The sequence below is a fragment of the Micromonospora sp. NPDC049049 genome, from assembly GCF_040649115.1.
In the GTDB taxonomy this organism is placed as follows: domain Bacteria; phylum Actinomycetota; class Actinomycetes; order Mycobacteriales; family Micromonosporaceae; genus Micromonospora.
This window is the reverse complement of sequence record NZ_JBEZEX010000003.1, coordinates 255,718-273,248: the sequence shown is the minus strand read 5'-3', so window position 1 is coordinate 273,248 and position 17,531 is coordinate 255,718. Positions and strand designations below refer to the sequence as shown.

General features: G+C 70.1%; 18 protein-coding genes. 9 read left to right on the top strand and 9 right to left on the bottom strand.

Going from position 1 to position 17,531, the window contains the following annotated elements:
• The first annotated feature begins 261 nt into the window (after positions 1 to 261).
• Together AB0B68_RS05405 and AB0B68_RS05400 are read left to right on the top strand one after the other, a co-directional pair.
• Positions 262 to 984 (top strand): TIGR02391 family protein, encoded by a 723-nt coding sequence (locus AB0B68_RS05405; RefSeq protein ID WP_357257956.1) that lies wholly within the window; start codon positions 262 to 264, stop codon positions 982 to 984.
• A 1,339-nt stretch (positions 985 to 2,323) separates the two neighbouring features.
• Positions 2,324 to 2,812 (top strand): LPXTG cell wall anchor domain-containing protein, encoded by a 489-nt coding sequence (locus AB0B68_RS05400; RefSeq protein WP_357258048.1) that lies wholly within the window; start codon positions 2,324 to 2,326, stop codon positions 2,810 to 2,812.
• Positions 2,813 to 2,880: 68 nt separating this feature from the next.
• On the opposite strand, the gene AB0B68_RS05395 is transcribed toward AB0B68_RS05400, so the two are convergent.
• Complete coding sequence (locus AB0B68_RS05395; RefSeq protein ID WP_357202949.1) at positions 2,881 to 3,183, bottom strand: MerR family transcriptional regulator; 303 nt, start codon at positions 3,181 to 3,183, stop codon at positions 2,881 to 2,883.
• 701 nt (positions 3,184 to 3,884) lie between these two features.
• Here AB0B68_RS05395 and AB0B68_RS05390 point away from each other — a divergent pair.
• Positions 3,885 to 4,382: a SigE family RNA polymerase sigma factor gene (locus AB0B68_RS05390; protein WP_357202952.1), complete on the top strand. Its 498-nt coding sequence runs from the start codon at positions 3,885 to 3,887 to the stop codon at positions 4,380 to 4,382.
• Positions 4,382 to 5,422 carry a hypothetical protein gene (locus AB0B68_RS05385; protein WP_357257954.1) on the top strand — a complete coding sequence of 347 codons (1,041 nt, stop codon included), beginning with the start codon at positions 4,382 to 4,384 and terminating at the stop codon, positions 5,420 to 5,422. Before AB0B68_RS05390 ends, AB0B68_RS05385 begins: the two co-directional genes overlap by 1 nt.
• Before the next feature lie 8 nt (positions 5,423 to 5,430).
• On the opposite strand, the gene AB0B68_RS05380 is transcribed toward AB0B68_RS05385, so the two are convergent.
• A complete protein-coding gene (locus AB0B68_RS05380; protein WP_357257952.1) occupies positions 5,431 to 5,865 on the bottom strand; it encodes a VOC family protein in 435 nt (144 codons plus the stop codon).
• Between the two features lie 31 nt (positions 5,866 to 5,896).
• Positions 5,897 to 6,880, bottom strand: a complete 984-nt coding sequence (locus AB0B68_RS05375; protein ID WP_357202959.1) for a hypothetical protein — start codon at positions 6,878 to 6,880, stop codon at positions 5,897 to 5,899.
• A gap of 315 nt (positions 6,881 to 7,195) precedes the next feature.
• On the opposite strand from AB0B68_RS05375, the gene AB0B68_RS05370 reads away from it, so the two are divergent.
• The 4 genes from AB0B68_RS05370 to AB0B68_RS05355 all read left to right on the top strand — a co-directional run bounded on the left by AB0B68_RS05370 (position 7,196) and on the right by AB0B68_RS05355 (position 11,053).
• Positions 7,196 to 8,374 (top strand): ATP-binding protein, encoded by a 1,179-nt coding sequence (locus tag AB0B68_RS05370; protein WP_357202979.1) that lies wholly within the window; start codon positions 7,196 to 7,198, stop codon positions 8,372 to 8,374.
• On the top strand, positions 8,364 to 9,572 hold the full coding sequence (locus AB0B68_RS05365) for a hypothetical protein (protein WP_357257950.1): 1,209 nt from the start codon (positions 8,364 to 8,366) through the stop codon (positions 9,570 to 9,572). The genes AB0B68_RS05370 and AB0B68_RS05365 overlap by 11 nt, the downstream gene beginning before the upstream one ends.
• Positions 9,545 to 10,258: a response regulator transcription factor gene (locus AB0B68_RS05360; protein ID WP_357202965.1), complete on the top strand. Its 714-nt coding sequence runs from the start codon at positions 9,545 to 9,547 to the stop codon at positions 10,256 to 10,258. Before AB0B68_RS05365 ends, AB0B68_RS05360 begins: the two co-directional genes overlap by 28 nt.
• Positions 10,259 to 10,330: 72 nt before the next feature.
• A complete protein-coding gene (locus AB0B68_RS05355) occupies positions 10,331 to 11,053 on the top strand; it encodes a hypothetical protein (RefSeq protein WP_355008940.1) in 723 nt (240 codons plus the stop codon).
• 115 nt (positions 11,054 to 11,168) lie between these two features.
• Here AB0B68_RS05355 and AB0B68_RS05350 read toward each other — a convergent pair whose 3' ends face one another.
• The 4 genes from AB0B68_RS05350 to AB0B68_RS05335 all read right to left on the bottom strand — a co-directional run bounded on the left by AB0B68_RS05350 (position 11,169) and on the right by AB0B68_RS05335 (position 15,069).
• Entirely contained in the window at positions 11,169 to 11,921 is a 753-nt protein-coding gene (locus AB0B68_RS05350; RefSeq protein ID WP_357257948.1) for a lysophospholipid acyltransferase family protein, read from the bottom strand.
• 99 nt (positions 11,922 to 12,020) lie between these two features.
• Positions 12,021 to 14,081 carry a glycogen debranching N-terminal domain-containing protein gene (locus AB0B68_RS05345; protein WP_357202971.1) on the bottom strand — a complete coding sequence of 687 codons (2,061 nt, stop codon included), beginning with the start codon at positions 14,079 to 14,081 and terminating at the stop codon, positions 12,021 to 12,023.
• Positions 14,081 to 14,452: an SCP2 sterol-binding domain-containing protein gene (locus tag AB0B68_RS05340; RefSeq protein ID WP_355008943.1), complete on the bottom strand. Its 372-nt coding sequence runs from the start codon at positions 14,450 to 14,452 to the stop codon at positions 14,081 to 14,083. The genes AB0B68_RS05345 and AB0B68_RS05340 overlap by 1 nt, the downstream gene beginning before the upstream one ends.
• Before the next feature lie 200 nt (positions 14,453 to 14,652).
• Positions 14,653 to 15,069 carry a CBS domain-containing protein gene (locus tag AB0B68_RS05335; RefSeq protein WP_357257946.1) on the bottom strand — a complete coding sequence of 139 codons (417 nt, stop codon included), beginning with the start codon at positions 15,067 to 15,069 and terminating at the stop codon, positions 14,653 to 14,655.
• Between the two features lie 112 nt (positions 15,070 to 15,181).
• Between AB0B68_RS05335 and AB0B68_RS05330 the strand changes: the two genes are divergently transcribed.
• Positions 15,182 to 15,763 (top strand): nucleotidyltransferase family protein, encoded by a 582-nt coding sequence (locus AB0B68_RS05330; protein WP_357206502.1) that lies wholly within the window; start codon positions 15,182 to 15,184, stop codon positions 15,761 to 15,763.
• Positions 15,764 to 15,811: 48 nt separating this feature from the next.
• Here AB0B68_RS05330 and AB0B68_RS05325 read toward each other — a convergent pair whose 3' ends face one another.
• Both AB0B68_RS05325 and AB0B68_RS05320 read right to left on the bottom strand, forming a co-directional pair.
• Positions 15,812 to 16,252, bottom strand: a complete 441-nt coding sequence (locus AB0B68_RS05325; RefSeq protein WP_357206505.1) for a PPOX class F420-dependent oxidoreductase — start codon at positions 16,250 to 16,252, stop codon at positions 15,812 to 15,814.
• A 174-nt stretch (positions 16,253 to 16,426) separates the two neighbouring features.
• Entirely contained in the window at positions 16,427 to 17,452 is a 1,026-nt protein-coding gene (locus tag AB0B68_RS05320) for an aspartate-semialdehyde dehydrogenase (protein WP_357257944.1), read from the bottom strand.
• Between the last annotated feature and the right edge of the window lie 79 nt (positions 17,453 to 17,531).

Below are 17,531 nucleotides of genomic sequence, written 5' to 3'. Positions count from 1 at the left end.
AACCCGGCCTGCACGTGGCTACCACCCGCCTCAGTCAATCGAGCCTCGACCTCGGCAAGTCGATCCTGAGTCCTGCGGTTGGCCTGAGCGAACTGGTCCCGCGTCATCTCGCCATCGGCGAGAGTCGGCGAGTACGTGCGTCAGGTTGGTCCGGCGGCCCGGCCACCACCTATCGCGGTCTGGCTTCTGCGCAACCTAGATCCGGTGGCGGGGCAGCCGAGGCGTGGGTCTATGTCGCAGGGAAGAAGTAAGCTCGCGCCCATGCGCTCTGCTGTCGCCATCACGGAACTTGAGAAGCTCAAGAAGGAAGCCGTTGAGGCTGATTACTTCGGCCATAAGACAGGCCTCGACTCCTGGAAGGCGCGGACCCGTGCGGTATTCGTCCGCGCGCTCGGCGCTGACAACAACCTGGTAGAACGCTTCGACAAGCTTCGGTATAGCCTCGGCATGTTCACTGATCGCACGCCGAGTTCTGCGTTCCAGGAGGCCACCCGCCGTGGCGTCAGGAAAGCCTGCGAACTCATAGAGGCAGCCCTCTGGGAACTCGGACTGGCCAGCGGTGAGGAGTCGGTCGATGAGCACGCGTGGGACCCGGATCTCTGGAAGCACGTCAAGGGTCTGGTCGAGGATGAGGAGTGGGGAAAGGTCGCTAGCCAGACGGCGATCTTCGTGGAAAGCCACATTCGGACATGGGCGGGAAACCCGCAGGACCGGAGCGGCAACAACCTCGTAGGTAAGCAGCTCTACTCGGACGTATTCGGCGACACCAGCGACTACCGGCTAGGCCGCCAGGCCAGCGAGCGGGAGGGGTGGCGAGCTCTCGGCGTGGGCTTCGCCCAGGCGCTCGGCAACGTCGACCGGCACCGGATTCAGACCCGGGATGACGCCAAGCGGTACGCCCTCGGCGTACTCGGTCTGGGAAGCCTACTGCTGACGCAACTTCGGTACGAGCACGGTGACATCCTCCAAAAGGCAGCCGAGTGAACATCGCGTTCGACCCAGCCAGCCTGACACGACGGCCCGTAAGAAGCCGGCAGGACAGGACCCTGCAACACGGGTGCGATATAAAGCCTGGGTGTTGATGGCGGTCCCGTCCTAGCCGATCTCGGCATGGCGGACCAGCCCAGGTTAACCAGTCTCATACCGGGTAAGACCAGGCATTTCTTACAAAGGATTGCAGTGGTCATCGGCGACTGAGGAGGATACGTGACAAGGCGGCACGAGCATGCGCAACTCCCGGATAGCTCCGGCCATGGTGCGGCACGTCGCTGGCAGTGGATGGCCGCCGCAACCGGAGTACTCGCGGCGTTGCTGATCATCCCCAGCACGGCCTTCGGATACGCCACCCCTGCGCCCACCGGCGAGTACGGCAGCCCGGGGTATACGGAGAACGATACGAGAACGATACGAGTGAGTATCTACGTATCGATGGTGTCGACTTCCGCGAGCTGGTGCGGGAGTGGCGTCCGGCAGAGGTGCAGGTCCCGCCGGGCTACTCGTTTGCTTCTGACATCAACGAATTCGTCGCCGGACTTGGAACCGAGCCGGGAGTGATACAGGTGACCGCCGTACGGGGAAACTACGCTGCCTGGGCGGCCTGCGCCTGGAAGGCAGAGTGGCTGGCCGCGCGGGTCGCACACGACGAGCCCCGATCTGCCACGGCCGCTGCTGTACTTCGGGAGGTGCCTACGTGGCCGCTCGTCGTGCAGACGGATGGGGGCGGAACCCGTCAGCAGTACCGGACGGTGCGGACGCCGCCGAGCGAGGAGACGTCTCGGTCCTACGCGACGACGTCCGTGACTACTGCCCAAGGCACTTGATCGACAAGTCCGGCTGACTCACACCTCGGCTCGCTCGACACTCACCACCGGTCCCCTCGGCAAGGAGCGGGAGGTCAACCGGGGCAGCGCGGACAGTCAGATGTTCGGGCTGCACTTCGACGGACCCGGCAAGGACTCACGCGAAACCATGGCGAAGGGTGCGCCCGCTGTGAGCCCGGACGGCTACAAATTAACCGTCACAGGCCGGCAGTGACCGGCACGCCTAGGGGTGTCTACCTGGACAGATAGACACCCCTAGGGACTACTGATCACCCAGAAACACGATCAGGATTCAACTTCTAATCCCAAGGCCGCAGGTTCGAATCCTGCCGGGCGCACTTCACCAACGCAGGTCAGCGGCTTGCCGTGCCCGGCCCCGTCTATCACCTCGGCCCCTGTGCATCCCTTCCTCCAGCCGCGCCACCCGAAAGGGTGTTCACGGCGCCCCTTCATGTTGGTTCGGGGCGAGGCACCGGAGGAAGGGGAACGTCGTCCCGCCTGGGCTGAACGAGGCGTGTCAGGGGGTCGAGCGCAAGGCGTACAAGGACATCCGCGAGCTTTTCACCATCGACCTGGACACCGCTCCCGAGCAGGAGGTACGGGTGTTGGCCGCCCAGATCCTGTTCGCGGCGAACGCCGACTCGTTGCCCACTGGCCCCAACGTGGAGACAGCGGCGCAGACGGTGCTCCGCGAGGCGGCCGTCGATGCCTATCTGGCTTACCTGAACGACGGCCTGTACGACGCCCGTGAGCTGGACTGCGCGTCTCAGCCCACGCCGAGCGCTACGCCCAGCGCCTCGACGACCGCTGCACCGACTCCTACTGCCTCCGCCAGCCCGGGTGCCCCCGGCGGCGAGGGTGGCGAGGGCGGTGGGCTGCCCGTTACCGGTGCCGACACCGCGACCGTGGCCGGCATTGGCAGTGTGCTCCTGCTCCTCGGCGGCGCGGGCTACCTGATCGGGCGCCGACGCCGTTCACGCTTCGTGGCATAGCTCAGCCTGATGCGCCCGGCTCGATGCTTCGTCGGGCCGGGCGCGTCTGCGCCGCACGAAGGGTGTGCTCAGCCCTGCTGGTGGCGCTCATTGCGCCGAAGGGCCTCTTCGAGTTGGTCCTCAAGAATGATGATTCGGCAGGCCGAGGCCATGTCGGTGCCCTGGTCGCACATCTCCCGGGCTCTCGCGGCAAGGCGCAGTTGATAGCGGGAGTAGCGGCGGTGCCCGCCACTGGAGCGCTGCGGGTCGATCAGCTTCGCATCGCCGAGTCGGCGTAGGAAGTCCTGCGAGCAGCCGAGGATCTCGGCGGCACGGCCCATCGTGTAGGCGGGGTAGTCCTCGTCGTCGAACATGTCGTCGGGTTGAGCCATGGAACCTCCATCACGAGGGCCCCGGTGCTCGGAAGCACCGGGGCCCAAGGGTTGTGGGTCAGGAACACCATCTACCGACAGAACGTCGGCTTGTCTTGTCCGCACCAGCCGTCGGGGACGGCTTCGGGTGCGAGGATCGCATAAGCGTGACCGGAGACCACCTCTCGTTCGATGGAAACTGCGGTGTCCGCGCCCAGCCCACGAACGCGACTGGCAGCGGGCGATCCAACGGTGTAATGCCCTCCCTTGCCTCTGATTTCCTCTGTCGTACTCCGTGCTGTCCGTCGGTGTCCGAGCCCCACGCGACTTCATGGCCCTGACACGTGCGACGAACCTTTCTCAACCTCGGGTGAAGCCCTGAACAAGCGTCGGCCTCACCCGCTGTCACAGCCTTCCACGTACTACCCAGCGACGGCACGTGCCCGTCGCCGAGCTGAGCAGGCCCCACAAACTCCTGGGCCCCGCTCCTTCGCCCTCGTGCGGGGCGGCAACGTCAGCGTCTTTGTTTGCTCTCTCGACCCCAGAAACATTAGCCGGGGACGGCACGAAAATCTAGCGCTTCGCTCATAGATTTTTTCCCGACACGGACGGAGGTAGCCCCGCCGACGCCTCGACAGGTGGGGCGCGTCACGACGGCCCTGCTCGGTGGAAAGTGCCCGGCGGGTGTCTACGGGTTGGCCGGCCTACGGCGTTAATAGGGCGTGACGTTCGAGGAGTACGCGTTCGCTCGCACTTCAGCGCTGGTGCGGCTCGCCCGGCTGCTGACCGGTGACGAGCACCGGGCCGAGGACCTGGTTCAGGAGGTCCTCGCCCGGGCGTACGCCCGGTGGGGGCGCATCTCGCGCACCGACCAGCCGGACGCGTACGTCCGACGCATGCTCGTCAACACCCACAACTCGTGGTGGCGTCGGCTCAGCAGCCGGGAGATCTCGGTTGCCGCGGTGCTCGATCGGGCCGGCGGGGTGGACGAGGCCGCCGGCGTCGCCGAGCGCGACGCGCTGTGGCGGTTGGTCTGTGATCTGCCGGCACGTCAGCGCACCGTGATCGTGCTGCGCTACTACGAGGATCTGGACGACTCGTCGATCGCCGAGATCCTCGCCTGTTCGACAGGGACGGTACGCACACACGCCAAGCGGGCCCTGGCGGCGCTGCGTCGACGACAGGGTGCGGCAACCCACGCATGGGCGGGAGACCTCTGATGTTCAGTGACCTCGACGAGCAGCTCGCCACCACGCTCAGGCATCGGGCGGGAGGCGACATCGACCCGACGCCGATCGTGCAACAGGCCCGGCATCGGGGCCGGCGGTTGCGACTGCGGCGGCGAGGGCTGATCATCGGCGGCGTGGCGGCGGCGTGTGTCGCTCTCACCTCGGTGGTGCTGGCGATCCCGGGTGTTCGGAGCACCGATGACCCGGTCATGCCGGCCGCGGTACTGATGCTGCCGAAGGCGCAGAGCGATGGGACCGTACGCCCCGAGGAGGTCGGCGCCGATCCCGCGACAGTGCACTTCACGACCGACACCCTGGTGAACGGTGCCGACTTCGCCACGTGGCGCACCGGGCGAGGCATCGAGAGCGTCGAGTTCCGGGGTCCGAGCGATCAGGCGCGTTTCGCGCTGGCGCGCACCGAGGCGTTGCTCGACGGGCTCCAGCAGACGCTGTCCTCGCAGGGGCGACCGCAGGGGCGGACCGAGGTACGGGTCGGCGACCGCTCGGGGGTCGCCTGGTTCGATCCGTCCGGCGACCGGAAGCTGTGGTTCGTCCGCTGGCAACCCGCCGACGGGCTCTGGGCCCAGTTGGACAGCTACGCGACCACCCTTGACGACGCGACGGGCACGGCGAGCCGGGTCCGGTTCGACGGCGCCCACCGCTGCGCCGTGCCGTTCCGCCTGGAGTCGCTGCCGCCCGACGGACGGTTGCTGGAGTGCTCGGTCACGCTCGGCCGGTCAGCGCGGGACTTTTTCGTCGAGGGCGCTCTGGTGGTCGGCGACGTGTCCGGCCGTTGGCTGACCGTTCGGGCGCAACCCGCCCCGGCCCGCGACGCCCGGCCCGCGGATCTCGTCGCCGGCCCATACCGTGCCCGTCGGCAAGGCAGTGACGTCCTGGAGATGGTGGTCAAGCCCTGCGTCGTCGAGGCGTTCCGCAAGGGTTGGGGGAACGGCTACACCGAGGCGGAGGGCTTGGCGATCCTCGGCGGGTACCGGCCGGCCCGCGACCTCGACCGCCTGGAGACCTGGTGACGCCGTGCTCAGGCTGAGGCCACCGCCACGCAAAATTCGTTGCCCTCCGGGTCGGCCATCACCACGTGTTGCTGGTCGAACTCCGCGAGGACCCGTCCGCCGGCCCGCGCCAGCCGCTCGGCCTCAGCCCGGATCCGCGCCCACTGCTCGTCGGAGTTGCCGTGGCCGGGCACCCGGATGTCGATGTGGAGCCGGTTCTTCGCCGTCTTGGGCTCGGGCACGTTGAGGATGGAGAGGTAGGGGCCGACACCATCGGGGTCGCACAGCCACGCGCCGTGCTCGGGAAGGTCGTCCTCTGGCAGGTCGAACTGCGCGTGCCATTCCGCGCGGGTGGCGAAGGGCGGCGGTGGTGGCTCGTCGATGTAACCCAGGGCCTCCTTCCAGAAGGCGGCGAGCACCTGTGCGTCCGTGGAGTCGAGGGTGAGGGAAATCCGAGCTGCCATGACCGGGACGGTAGCGCGTACCTCCGACTTTCTAGACGGGCCCCAGCAAGGCGGCCAGAGCGGCGTCGCCCTGGCCAAGTTGCGCACCACCCGTCGCTGGCGCGACCAGGAACCGTTGGCAACCGTCGAGTTCCACGTACCGGTCGGGGCCCGCCCCTTCGAGCGGGCGCAGCACCGCGAAGCGGCTCGCCGGGGTGGCACAGTCGACCACCGCCCGGCGGTTGGACAACCCCCGGAGCACGCCCGCCTGACGCTCGGCCGGCAGCGGGCCGCCGTACACGAAATCACCCGGCGGTTTCTCGCCCTCCTGAAGCGACGCGGGCACCTCGTAGACGCAGAGGCGCAGCGGCCCGGCGGTCGAGCGGGCCGGCGGAGGCGGCCCGGGGCGGCCATTGCGGGTCTCCACCCACACCAGGTCCGTCCACTGTTGGGCACATCCGGCGGCCTCGGCCGCCGCGGATTCGACCTGCCGGATGGTGCGGGTGTCCACAGTGGTCCACTGCGGCCCGGCCAGAGCGGCGATCACCTCGGGGCGCGGCTTGTCGCAGGAGTCCGTCGGGATGTGGGGCCGAAGCCAACGCCCCCGCTCGTCCACCAGTGCGAGCCACGGCGGAATGACCATGTCGAGGGTGCAGGCGACCTTCCCGTTGGCCTGTTCGTCGGGAAGGCGCAGCGCGGTGAGCAGCCGTGCGATCTCCTCGGCGCGTCGCTCGGTGGCGACCTGCCCCTGGCCGCCGTTGGGTCCCGGCCGAATCTCCCGCCCGCAGACCACGGCCGCGACCGGTGTGAACGTGGGGTCGATGCGACCGATCGTCGGCTCGTCCACGGCCGGTGGCGACGCCTCCATGGTCATCTCGCCGGCCCTGGGCGCCTCCGTGGCACAGGAGGTCCACCCGTCGACGATCTGAGCCGGAGCGGGCTCGTCGGCCCGACCCGGCCCAATCTCCGTGCCACCGCAGCCGCCCAACGTCATGCCGAGCAGTGCCACCGCGAGTGCCGTACGGGAGAAGCGCATCCGGCCCACCACCTTTCCATCCGGGGATGAGACGGACGACGGGCGACCCCGGTTCCGGCCGGGTGGTCGCTCCATCGCACCCGGTGATCGACTCGGTTTTTATGATGTCGGGTGGTCAGCCGGCTCCGGACACCCCGACTTCCGCGAACGCGAGTGGATCACGCCCGCCCGCCGCAGCGCCCACAGCACAGAGTGACACATTAGCGACACTCCGCACACAAGGGATGACCCCGCCACGGTCCGCCATGCTATTGTCCGATGTCGATCTACGCCGCGTGGACCCGGACCGGGTCGTTGTCGGAAGGACACTTCCCGATGCCGGCCGTTGCCACCCCAACCGTGCCGCCGCCCACGCTGGACAATCCCGCCGGCGGGGCCCTGGGCCTCATCTTCACCACGTTGCCAGCGCTGCTGCGGCTGAGCTGCGGGCTGTTCGGCGCGGCGGTCGCCGTGTCGGTGCAGACCCCGCCGGTGCAGCAGGCGGTGCTGCTGCCCGCCGTGGGGGTGCTGACCGGCTGGTCCCTCTGGTACGCACACCGCGCGTTGCGCCACGGCATCGGCCCCGGCCTCGTCGGCGGTGACGTGGCGGTCACCGCGCTGACCTGCCTGCTCATCCCGGTGCTGGTGGCGCCCGAGGTGCTGCCCGGCGAGGGCAGCTGGATCGCCGTGCTGGCCAGCACCACGGTGATCAACACACAGGCCACGACCTCGGCACGCTGGTCGATCCCGGCCGGGCTACTCGTGATAGCCACCTACGTGACCGGCACGCAGGCAGCCGGCAACCCCACCGAAGCCCGGGCGCACGCGGCCACGCTACTGGCACAGACCGCCTGCACGGCGATGATGGCGGCGGTCATGCGCCGACGCATCGGCCGGGCGGACCGCGCCTTCGTCGAACACCAGCGGCTGACCCGGGAGGCGTTGGTCGCACGCGCCGCCCGCGAGGCCGAACGCCAGCAGAACCGCGACCTGCACGACACGGTGCTCGGGACGCTGACCATGGTGGGGCTGGGCGCGGTGGCCGGGCCTTCGACAGTCTTCCGGGACCGCTGCGCGGCCGACCTACGTACCCTCGTCGCGCTCACCGACGTCGGCCCGGTGGCCGGTGACGGCCCGGTGCCGCTCGACGGGCGGTTGCGGTTGGTGGCCGGCCGGCTACCCGAGCTTGCGGTGCGGCTGGACCTGGAGTCCTGCGCCGTCCCGGTCGGCGTGGCCGACGCGATCAGCGAGAGCGCCTACGCGGCGCTGTCCAACGTGGTCCGCCACGCGCCGGGCGCCGGGGCCACGCTGCGGCTGACCCGCGACGCCATCGGCGTCGTGGTCGAGGTCGTCGACGACGGCCCCGGCTTCGACCTGGCCACCGTCCCACCGCACCGGTACGGGTTGCGCGAGTCCATCTGTGGCCGGATGGCGACTGTCGGTGGCCGGGCCGACGTGCACTCGGCCGTCGGCGTGGGCACCCGGATTCGGCTGGAGTGGCCCGGTGTCGGCTGACCTGAACGCCCCGGCGCACCCCACCGACGCGCCCGAGACACCGAACTGGACCAGCGTTCCGACGCCTCGGGAACCGGAGTCCCCCGCGGCGCTCGCCGCCCCGGCCGCCGTGGCGCACGCGTCCGACCGGGGTGCCCGGATCGCCGCCGTCGCCATCGCGTTGGCCTGGCACGTCGCGATCGCGCTGCCGGCGGTGCTGTCCGCCCGTGCGGAGTTCGCCGCGCCAGCGGTGGTGCTCGGCGCCTGGGTACTGGTCGCCGTGACCGGCGCGATCGCCGGGGTACGGCTGCTGCAAGGCTCGCCACTGCCGCCGTGGCCGCTGGCCGGGCTGCTGCTTGTCGTCGACGCGGCCGTCTTCGCCGCGGCCGGTGAGCGGCAGTTGTTCACCGCCGCCAACTGGGTGTGGGGCACGCTCGGCTGGTTCTTCGTGCTGGCGGTGTGGGGCCGGCGCGTCGTGGGGCTGATCGCGCTCCTCAGCACCCACGCATTGATCGCCCTGGTCGCGGTGCTCGGGCACGGCCCCGATCCGGCCGACGTGGCCCGCTACGTGATGTACGTCTACGGCACGTTCTCGCTGCCGGTGGCGGTCTTCGTCGGCAGCACCGTCATCGTCGGCCTGGCTCGGGAACGGGCCGCCGTGTCGGCCGCCGGTCACGCGATGGCCGCGGAGCGGGACGCCGCCGAGCGGGGCCTTCGGGAACGCCGGGACCGGCTGGCCCTGGTCAGCTCGGCGGCCGGGCGGGTCCTCGGGGACCTGGCCGCCGGCCAGGCCGACCCGGACGACCCGGAGGTGCAGCGCCGGTGCATGCTGGCCGCCGCCCGACTGCGCCGGCTGATCGCCGAGTCCGACGATGTGCCCGACCCGCTGTTGCACGAGTTGCGAGCCGCCGCCGACCTGGCGGAACGCAACGGCCTTCCGATCGACCTGGTCACCATCGGCACCCCGCCGCCGCTGCCGGTGGAGGTCCGCCGCCGGCTGGCCGACCCGCTCACCGGCACCCTGGCCGACGCCCGGGAATGGGCGCGTCTGACAGTGGTCTCCGGCTCGGACGAGGTGGCGGTCAGCCTGGTCACACCGGACCGGGAGGGGCCGGAGTCGACCGGCCCGCCCCCCGGGGAGCACGACGACGGGCCGGTGGAGTACCTCTACGAACGGGACGGAAACATCAGATGGGCGCAGACCCGGTGGCGGCGGTGACCGGCGATCGACCGGTCGGGGTGGCGATCGTCGACGACCATCCGGTGGTGGTCGAGGGGGTCCGCGCCTGGCTCGCCACCGAGCCTCGCCTGACGGTGCTCGCCACCGGCGACGACCCGGACGCGGTGCTGCGGGCGGCGCCGCACGCCGACGTCATACTGCTCGATCTGCGACTGCACGGGCGGATGGCGTTGGACAAGTTGGCCGAGCTGAGCGCCGCCGGCCGGCGGGTGGTGGTCTATTCGGAGCACACCGACCCGCAGACGATGCTCGCCGCGTTGGACGCCGGGGCGGTGGCGTTCCTGGCCAAGCACGAGGGCCGGGAACACTGCGTGGAGACGGTGCTGGCCGCCGCGAGCGACCGTCCGTACGTGCCGCCGGCGCTGGCCGGTGCGATGGTCGGCGACCCACGGCCGGACCGGCCGATGTTGTCCGACAAGGAGCGTGAGGCGCTGCTGCTCTGGTTCCAGTCGATGTCCAAGGCGTCGGTGGCCCGGCGCATGCAGATCAGCGAGCACACAGTGAAGCAGTACGTCGACCGGGCACGGATCAAGTACACCCGGGCGGGGCGACCCGCCGCCACAAAGGCGGCACTACTCGCCCGTGCGATCGAGGACGGTCTCGTCCGCCCGGAGGAGATCGGCATCTACCGGTCACAGGCGGCGCACGACCGGCCGACCCCCTAACAGGCGTCATGACAGGGGCGCGCCGGTCCGGAAGGCTTCGTTACACAGCCAGCTGACCGGAAGGTCGTGACGATGCACGCCGACGCGTCCCCCTTCTTCATCGGTCCTCACCGGTTCGACGCCACCGACGACGACGTGGGCCCGACCCTGGACCGCCGCTACAACCTGCGACCCATGCCCGGCGAGCGGTTGCTCGGGCGACACCGGCTGCTGGTCGCGGGCTACCTGCTCGGGCCGAGCGAGGTGCGACGCCGCTGGCAGTTGCCCGAGCCGGTCGCGGTGACCGTCACCGACCAGCGGATCTGCTGGGTGGGCAGTGGCTCGCACCTGTCGCTGGTCGCCGACGGCACGCACCGAGCCCGGCCACCGGCTCGACTGAACGGCCTGATGAGCGGTCAGATCCGCTGGCAGTGGCCGTCCCGGTTGGAGCTGCCGACGAGCGCGCCGGACGTCCCAGCCCAGCTGCTGATCGTCTGCGACGCGCTGCGCACCATTCAGCAGCCGGCGTTGGCCTTCAGCGGAACGACAGCCGAGGTCGTGGCGCTGGCCCGGCAGGTCCGCCGGGCGGTTGCCATGTTCCGGCTCAACCGTCCACAACTGGTCGACCTCTCGGCCCAGGAGCGCGACGTGCTGCTGCTGCGGGCCGGCCCCGGTCTGCTCGCCGGCGACACCCGGATCACGCTGCCCGGCTCGTTGCCGGTGGAGTTCCACTCCCGGGACGACTACTACCGCTCAAGACCGGATCCGACCTCGTGGGGCGGGCTCGCAGGCGGGGCAGCATCCGGGCAGCGGTGACACCGACCGTCCGCGTCGGCAGACACCGTTCTGCCCTGGCGCGGAGCGATCCAGCCAGCTAGGGCGTGCGTCGAAGCCCCGGGCCCACCGAGAACGTCGACACACGCCTTCAGCGTCAGGCGCTGGGAGCGGGGTGTTCGGCGGCGGCGTCCAGAGCGGCGGCCTCCTCCGGCGTGGGCGCGCTGCCGCCCAGGTGCGCGGGCTGCCACCAGGTGTCGTCCGGGCCGGCCGGGGTGTCCGGATAATCCCGCTGTGCCCGGTCGACGAGGGCGCTGAGGCGGGTGGTCAGCTCGGCGGCCAGCACGTTCGGGTCCGGGAAGTCCGCCGGGCTGATCGGCTCGCCGATCAGGATCGTGATCGGCGTGTGCCGACGGGTCAAAGTGCGCGGGCGGCCCTTGGTCCAGAGACGCTGGGTGCCCCACAGCGCGACCGGCAACACCGGCACCTTCGCCGAGCGGGCCATCCGGACCGTGCCGCTCTTGAGCTCCTTGACGGTGAACGACCGGCTGATCGTCGCCTCGGGGAAGACGCCGACGACCTCGCCCTTCTTGAGCGCGCCAACGGCGGCGCGGAACGAGGCAGCGCCGGCCTGCCGGTCCACCGGAATGTGCCGCATACCGCGCATCAGCGGGCCGGAGATCTTGTGCGTGAAGACCGAATCCTTGGCCATGAACCGCACCAGGCGGCCCGACGCGTTCGCCCCCAGACCCGCGAAGATGAAGTCGAGGTAGCTGACGTGGTTGCTGGCCAGCACCGCCCCGCCCGTGCGGGGTACGTGGTGGGCGCCCTCGATGGTGATCTTCAGGTCGAGGACCCGGAACAGCGTCTTGGCGGTGGCGATAACGGGCGGGTACACGAGCTCCGGCATTCGCAGAATCTACCCTGACCGGCTGGGTATCGGCTGGGTGGCGACCCGGCGGCGGCGACGCGGGCGGCGACGCCACCGCCGGTTCGGCGGCCGAATCGGTCAGTCCGCGAGGTTGTCCAGGTCCAGTCGACCCCGGGCGAACGCGTCCACCCGGCCCCAACGACCGGGGATGTCCAGCACCTCGATGCGACCCATCCCCACCGGCAGCCGTGGCTCGACCGCCAGGTGACCCTCGTGCGGCTCCAGACCGAGCATGGTGCGCAGCAGCAGCAGCGGGGTACCTGTCGACCAGGCCTGCGGGCTGCACGCCGTCGGGTACTCCACCGGGAACTTGGTCAGCTCCCGCGGGTAGCCGCCGAATGCCTCCGGCAGCCGGCCGTCGAAGTACGTGGCCGCGTCCAGGATGCCGTTGGCGATGGTCGCGGCCTCCTCGGCGAAGCCGTACCGGCGCAGACCCCAGGCGATGAACGAGTTGTCGAACGGCCAGATCGTCCCGTTGTGGTAGCCGATGGGGTTGTAGCGGGCCTCCCCCTCGGCGAGGGTGCGCACCCCCCAGCCGGAGAAGAGCCGCGGCCCGACCAGGTGCGCGGCGAGCTTCTCCGCCCGCTCGGGTTCGACGATCCCGCTCCACAGCAGGTGGCCGATGTTGGAGCTGAGGATGTCGCACTGCCGGCCGTCCGGGTCCAGGGCCAGGGCGAAGTACTCGCCGTCGTCCACCCACCAGTCCCGGTTGAACCGCTCCTTCAGCTCCGCCGCCTCCCGCTCCAACTGGTCGGCGAACTCCGGGTCCCCCCAGAACTCGCGCGCCAACCGGGCCGCGCGGACCTTCGCGTCGTACGCGTACCCCTGCACCTCACAGGTGGCCCGGGGGAACGGCGGCAGCGTGCCGTCGGAGTAGGAGATCGAATCCCAGGAGTCCTTCCAGCACTGGTTCTCCAGGCCGGTGTCGGTGTTGCGTCGCTCGTACCAGATGTAGCCGGTGCCAACCAGGTCGGCGTAGTTGTCGATCCACCTCAGCGCCGCCCGGGACTCCTGCTCCAACTCCTTGACCAGCGCGACGTCCCCGCTCCACTTTTCGTACTCGTCGAGCAGCACGATGAACAGCGGCGTCGCGTCGACCGAGCCGTAGTACGGCGAGTGTGGCTGCTCCTCGAAGGCCGCGGTCTCGCCGTAGCGCATCTCGTGCAGGATGCGCCCCGGGTCCTCGTCCCGGAAGTCGTCGAACCGGCTGCCCTGCAGGGACGCCAGGATGCGCAGCGTCGTCTTCGACAGCTGCGGAGTGAACGGCAGTGTCTGGAGGCAGGTGAGGATGCTGTCCCGGCCGAACATGGTCATGAACCAGGGCAGACCGGCGGCCGGCAGGGTGGCACCGCCCAGCGACAGCGGCGAGAAGCGCAGCGCCGCCAGGTCGATCAGACTGCGCCGGTACGTGCTCGCCACCCGGCCGTGCTCGCTGTTGACCTTCGGTGCGTCGGCGATCCACTGCTCCAGGTCGTGCTGGAGGGCGAGCCGCTCGGTGCCGTGTTTGCGCAGGCCGAACCGCAGGTCCCGGCCACCGGGTCCGACCGCGTAGGTCTGGACGTCGATCGAGGCATCCCACTGCTCGTTGGGCTCCAGGTGCACGGTGTACGAGAAGCCCTTGCTGTCGTACCGGGCCGACGTCGACGACGAGATGACCGTCTCCCGCCGGAAGTTCCCCCGCCGGTACCCCAGCCGCAGCCGGTCCGACTCCACCTCGGTGTAGATCTCGCCCTTCTTGTTGAGGATCTCGTCCTTCACCTGGAACAGGTCGGCGAAGTCCGACGCCGCGTCCATTCGGACTTCCAGGTCGACAGGCTTCTCGTCGTGGTTGAGGATGGTCAGCTGCTCACAGAAGCTGCCGCCCACCGCGCGCTCGCGGATGATCGACAGCTTCGCGTCCACGTAGTGCGTGGCCATCCCCGGGACCAGGAAGAATCGCGACTCGAAGTACTGAAGGTCGTCGTAGGAGAGCGAGTTGAGCCGCTCACCGTTGATGGTCAGTACCCAGGTCGACAGGAACCGGGTGTCGATGGAGAAGAGCCCGGTGGGCTCGCTCGGCGTCGCCTCGATGTCACCGGTGTCCTCGCAGACGACGAACGTGTTGCCGTCCAGGATCCGGATCGTGTTGCTCTGCCCCATCAGTGCTCCTCCCCCGCGAATCGCCGACGCGGCCCACGGGCGTCCGGGGAACCCGGAAAGATCCGCTCCACCTGTACGACGAGGCGAGCGTCACCGGACACCGTCATGTCCCCCCGCAACAGCGCCGCCAGCCCGTGCTCGCGCCCCGAGGCGATGTCGTCGAAGAGGACCGGGCTCGCGCCGATCACCGTGTCGGCCTCCTGGTCCTCCTGACTGACGTTCAGCCGGCCGTGATCGATCCTCAGCAGCCAGTGCCGGGTCTGCGCCCCCTCGTGCAGGTCGATCCGCAGCGTCCCGGAGGTCTTGGCCAGCAGAGGTTCGTACCCCCGCCGGTCCAGGTCCTCGAAGAACCTCGTGGTCGCGTCCACCATCGGGTCCACTCCTCCCAGTTGCCGGGCCGGGGATCCCACCCACCGCGCTCGCGTCGCACGGACGGCCGGCGTTGCACGTCCCCGCACGGGTCCCCGCCGCTCCCCCGCTCAACCTCGCCCGATCCGGGTGAGCAGGGGGTGGAGACACCACGCGCCGGCCCTCCCGGAAGGGAGAGCCGGCGCGCACCGCGGCGGACGGGTCAGTTGTTCGGATCGTCGGCGCTGATGTCGGCCAGGACCGACTGTGGTTCGCGCTCGACAGCGAGGTCACCCATCGACACCAGGCCGACCAGGCGCCCGTCGTCGATCACCGGAAGTCGGCGTACGGCGTACGTCCGCATCAGGTCCGCGGCGGCCACGGCATCGTCGTACTGACTCACCGTGATCACGTCGCGAGTGGTGATCTGGTTCAACCGGGTCGAGCCCGGGTCCATGTTCTCCGCGACACCTCGGACCGTGATGTCCCGGTCCGTGACGATGCCGACCACACTGTCACCGATGGTAACCACCACATCGCCAATCGCACTGTCACGCATCTCCTGCGCGGCTGCGATGAGCGTGTCGTTGCCGTCCATCGTCACCAACCGGGTCGTCATGAACTCTCCGACCGTTGTCATGGTGCTCCCCTCTCGGTGTCGGCACGGCCCGTCTACCCGCCGCCCGGGAGGGGGTAACGCCGACTGCCCGCCGGGACTGTCCGTGCAGGTGTCCGCTGCCTACCGTGGGCACATGATGACGGGCGAGGACGAGCTGCGGGAGCTGGTGGCCGGCAGCAACTGGCTGATCCGGGCACTGGCGGTGGTGCGTGATTCCGGGCTGCCGGACGCCTGGATCGGCGCTGGCGCACTGCGCGACCTGGTCTGGGGCGAGCGGTACGGCAACGGGTTCGACCCGGCGCGGGTCCGCGACGTTGACGTGGTCTTCTTCGACCCGGCGAGGCTGACCCGAGCCGACGACGACCGGGCAACCGCGTTGCTGAAGGGGATGTGGGCGCAGCCGCCGTGGGAGGCTCGCAACCAGGCCGCTGTGCACACCTGGTACGCGGCCACGTTCGGCGGCGACCCGATCGAGCCGTACCGCAGCGTGGCCGAGGCGGTCGCCACCTGGCCGGAGTACGCGACAGCGGTGGCCGTCCGCCTGGACCAGGCCGGCCAGCTGGACGTCTGCGCGCCGTACGGTCTGACGGATCTGCTGGGCGGGGTGTGGCGGCACAACCCGGCCCGGGTGGACGTGGCCCTGTCGCGGCAGCGGTTGGCCCGGCACCGGCCGGCGCAGCGTTGGCCCGGCGTGACAGTGATCGAGCCAGGCTGATCGGCTGTGGCGGGTCAGCCTGAGCGGCGGGTCAGCCTGAGCGGCGGGTCAGCCTCGGGGCGGCATGCCGTAGAGCCGCTCGACGTGCAGGCGTAGCACGATCCGGCCCTCGTCGACCATGGCCTGGCGGTACTCGTCCCAGTCGGGGTGTTCGCCCCTCAGCCCCCGGTAGAGCGCCACCAACTCCTCGACCGTCTCGTCGTCGAGTCGGGTGGCCGGCGGGGTCAGCTCGGCGCGACCTTCGACCACCGCGTACGCCCAGCCGTCCTCGCTGCTGACGTGGAAGCTGGCGCGCGGGTCGCGGCGCAGGTTCGCGGTCTTGGCACGGCCGTCGGTGACCGAGACCCGGATCAGGCCCGCGTCCCGGTCGAAGGAGTAGACCACCGTTGACAGCTGTGGACGCCCGTCCCGCTTGATCGTGGCGAGCACGCCCATCGAGCGGCTGGCCACCAGATCGGTCAACGCCTGCTGGGTCCGGTCATCCGGCATGGTGTCCTCCAGGTTGGACGATCGTCTCCGACCCATCCAAGCACGACCTGCCGGCCCCTGCGGGCGACCACCTGGAACAGCAGGGCGACCACCGACCACCCGCAACGGCACCGAGCCCCCGCCGACGTACGGCGAGGGCTCGGTGATTGTTCGTCGTTTCAGCGACCGTGCCGGTCAGCGGCGCTCGGCGGCGACCAGCTCGGCGAGTTGCACAGCGTTCAGCGCGGCGCCCTTGCGCAGGTTGTCGTTGGAGCAGAACAGCGCCAGCCCGTACTCGACGGTCTCGTCGGCGCGGATCCGGCCCACGTAGGTCGGGTCCTGGCCGGCGGCCTGCAACGGCGTCGGAACGTCGGTCAGTGCCACGCCGGGCGCGTCGGCCAGCAGTTCGTGGGCGCGCTGCGGGGTGAGCGGCCTGGCGAAGCGGGCGTTGATCTGGAGTGAGTGCCCGGTGAAGACCGGCACCCGGACACAGGTGCCGGAGACCAACAGGTCGGGGATATCCAGGATCTTGCGGCTCTCGTTGCGGAGCTTCTGCTCCTCGTCGGTCTCGAACGAGCCGTCGTCGACGATCGAACCGGCCAGCGGGAGGACGTTGAAGGCGATCGGCTGGGTGAACGAGCGCGGCGCGGGGAACTCCACGGCCGATCCGTCGAAGGCCAGCCCAGCGGCGTGCTCGGCCACCTTGCGGACCTGCTCGTCCAGCTCGGCGACGCCGGCCAGCCCGGCGCCGGAGACCGCCTGGTAGGTGGAGACGACCAGGCCGACCAGGCCAGCCTCGGCGTGCAACGGACGCAGCACCGGCATCGCGGCCATCGTGGTGCAGTTCGGGTTGGCGATGATGCCCTTGGGCCGGTCCAGGGCAGCGCGCGGGTTGACCTCGGCGACCACCAGCGGCACCTGCGGGTCCATCCGGAACGCCGACGAGTTGTCGATCACCACGGCGCCGGCCTCGGCGACCCGGGGGGCCAACTCCCGGGCGGTGCCCTTACCGGCCGAGAAGAGCACGATGTCCAGCTCGGAATAGTCCGCGGTCGCGGCGTCCTCGACTGTCACCTCGCCGTCGCGCCACGGCAGCGTACGCCCGGCGGACCGCGCCGAGGCGAACAACCGCACCTGCTCCGCTGGGAACTCCCGCTCCGCCAGCACCTGCCGCATCACGCCACCGACCTGGCCGGTGGCCCCCACAATGCCGATCCTCATGCCCGCGAGGCTACCGACCCCACCCCCGAAACCGGGACCCCTTTCCCACCCCCCGGGTCCACCTCACACCGCGGCCCCA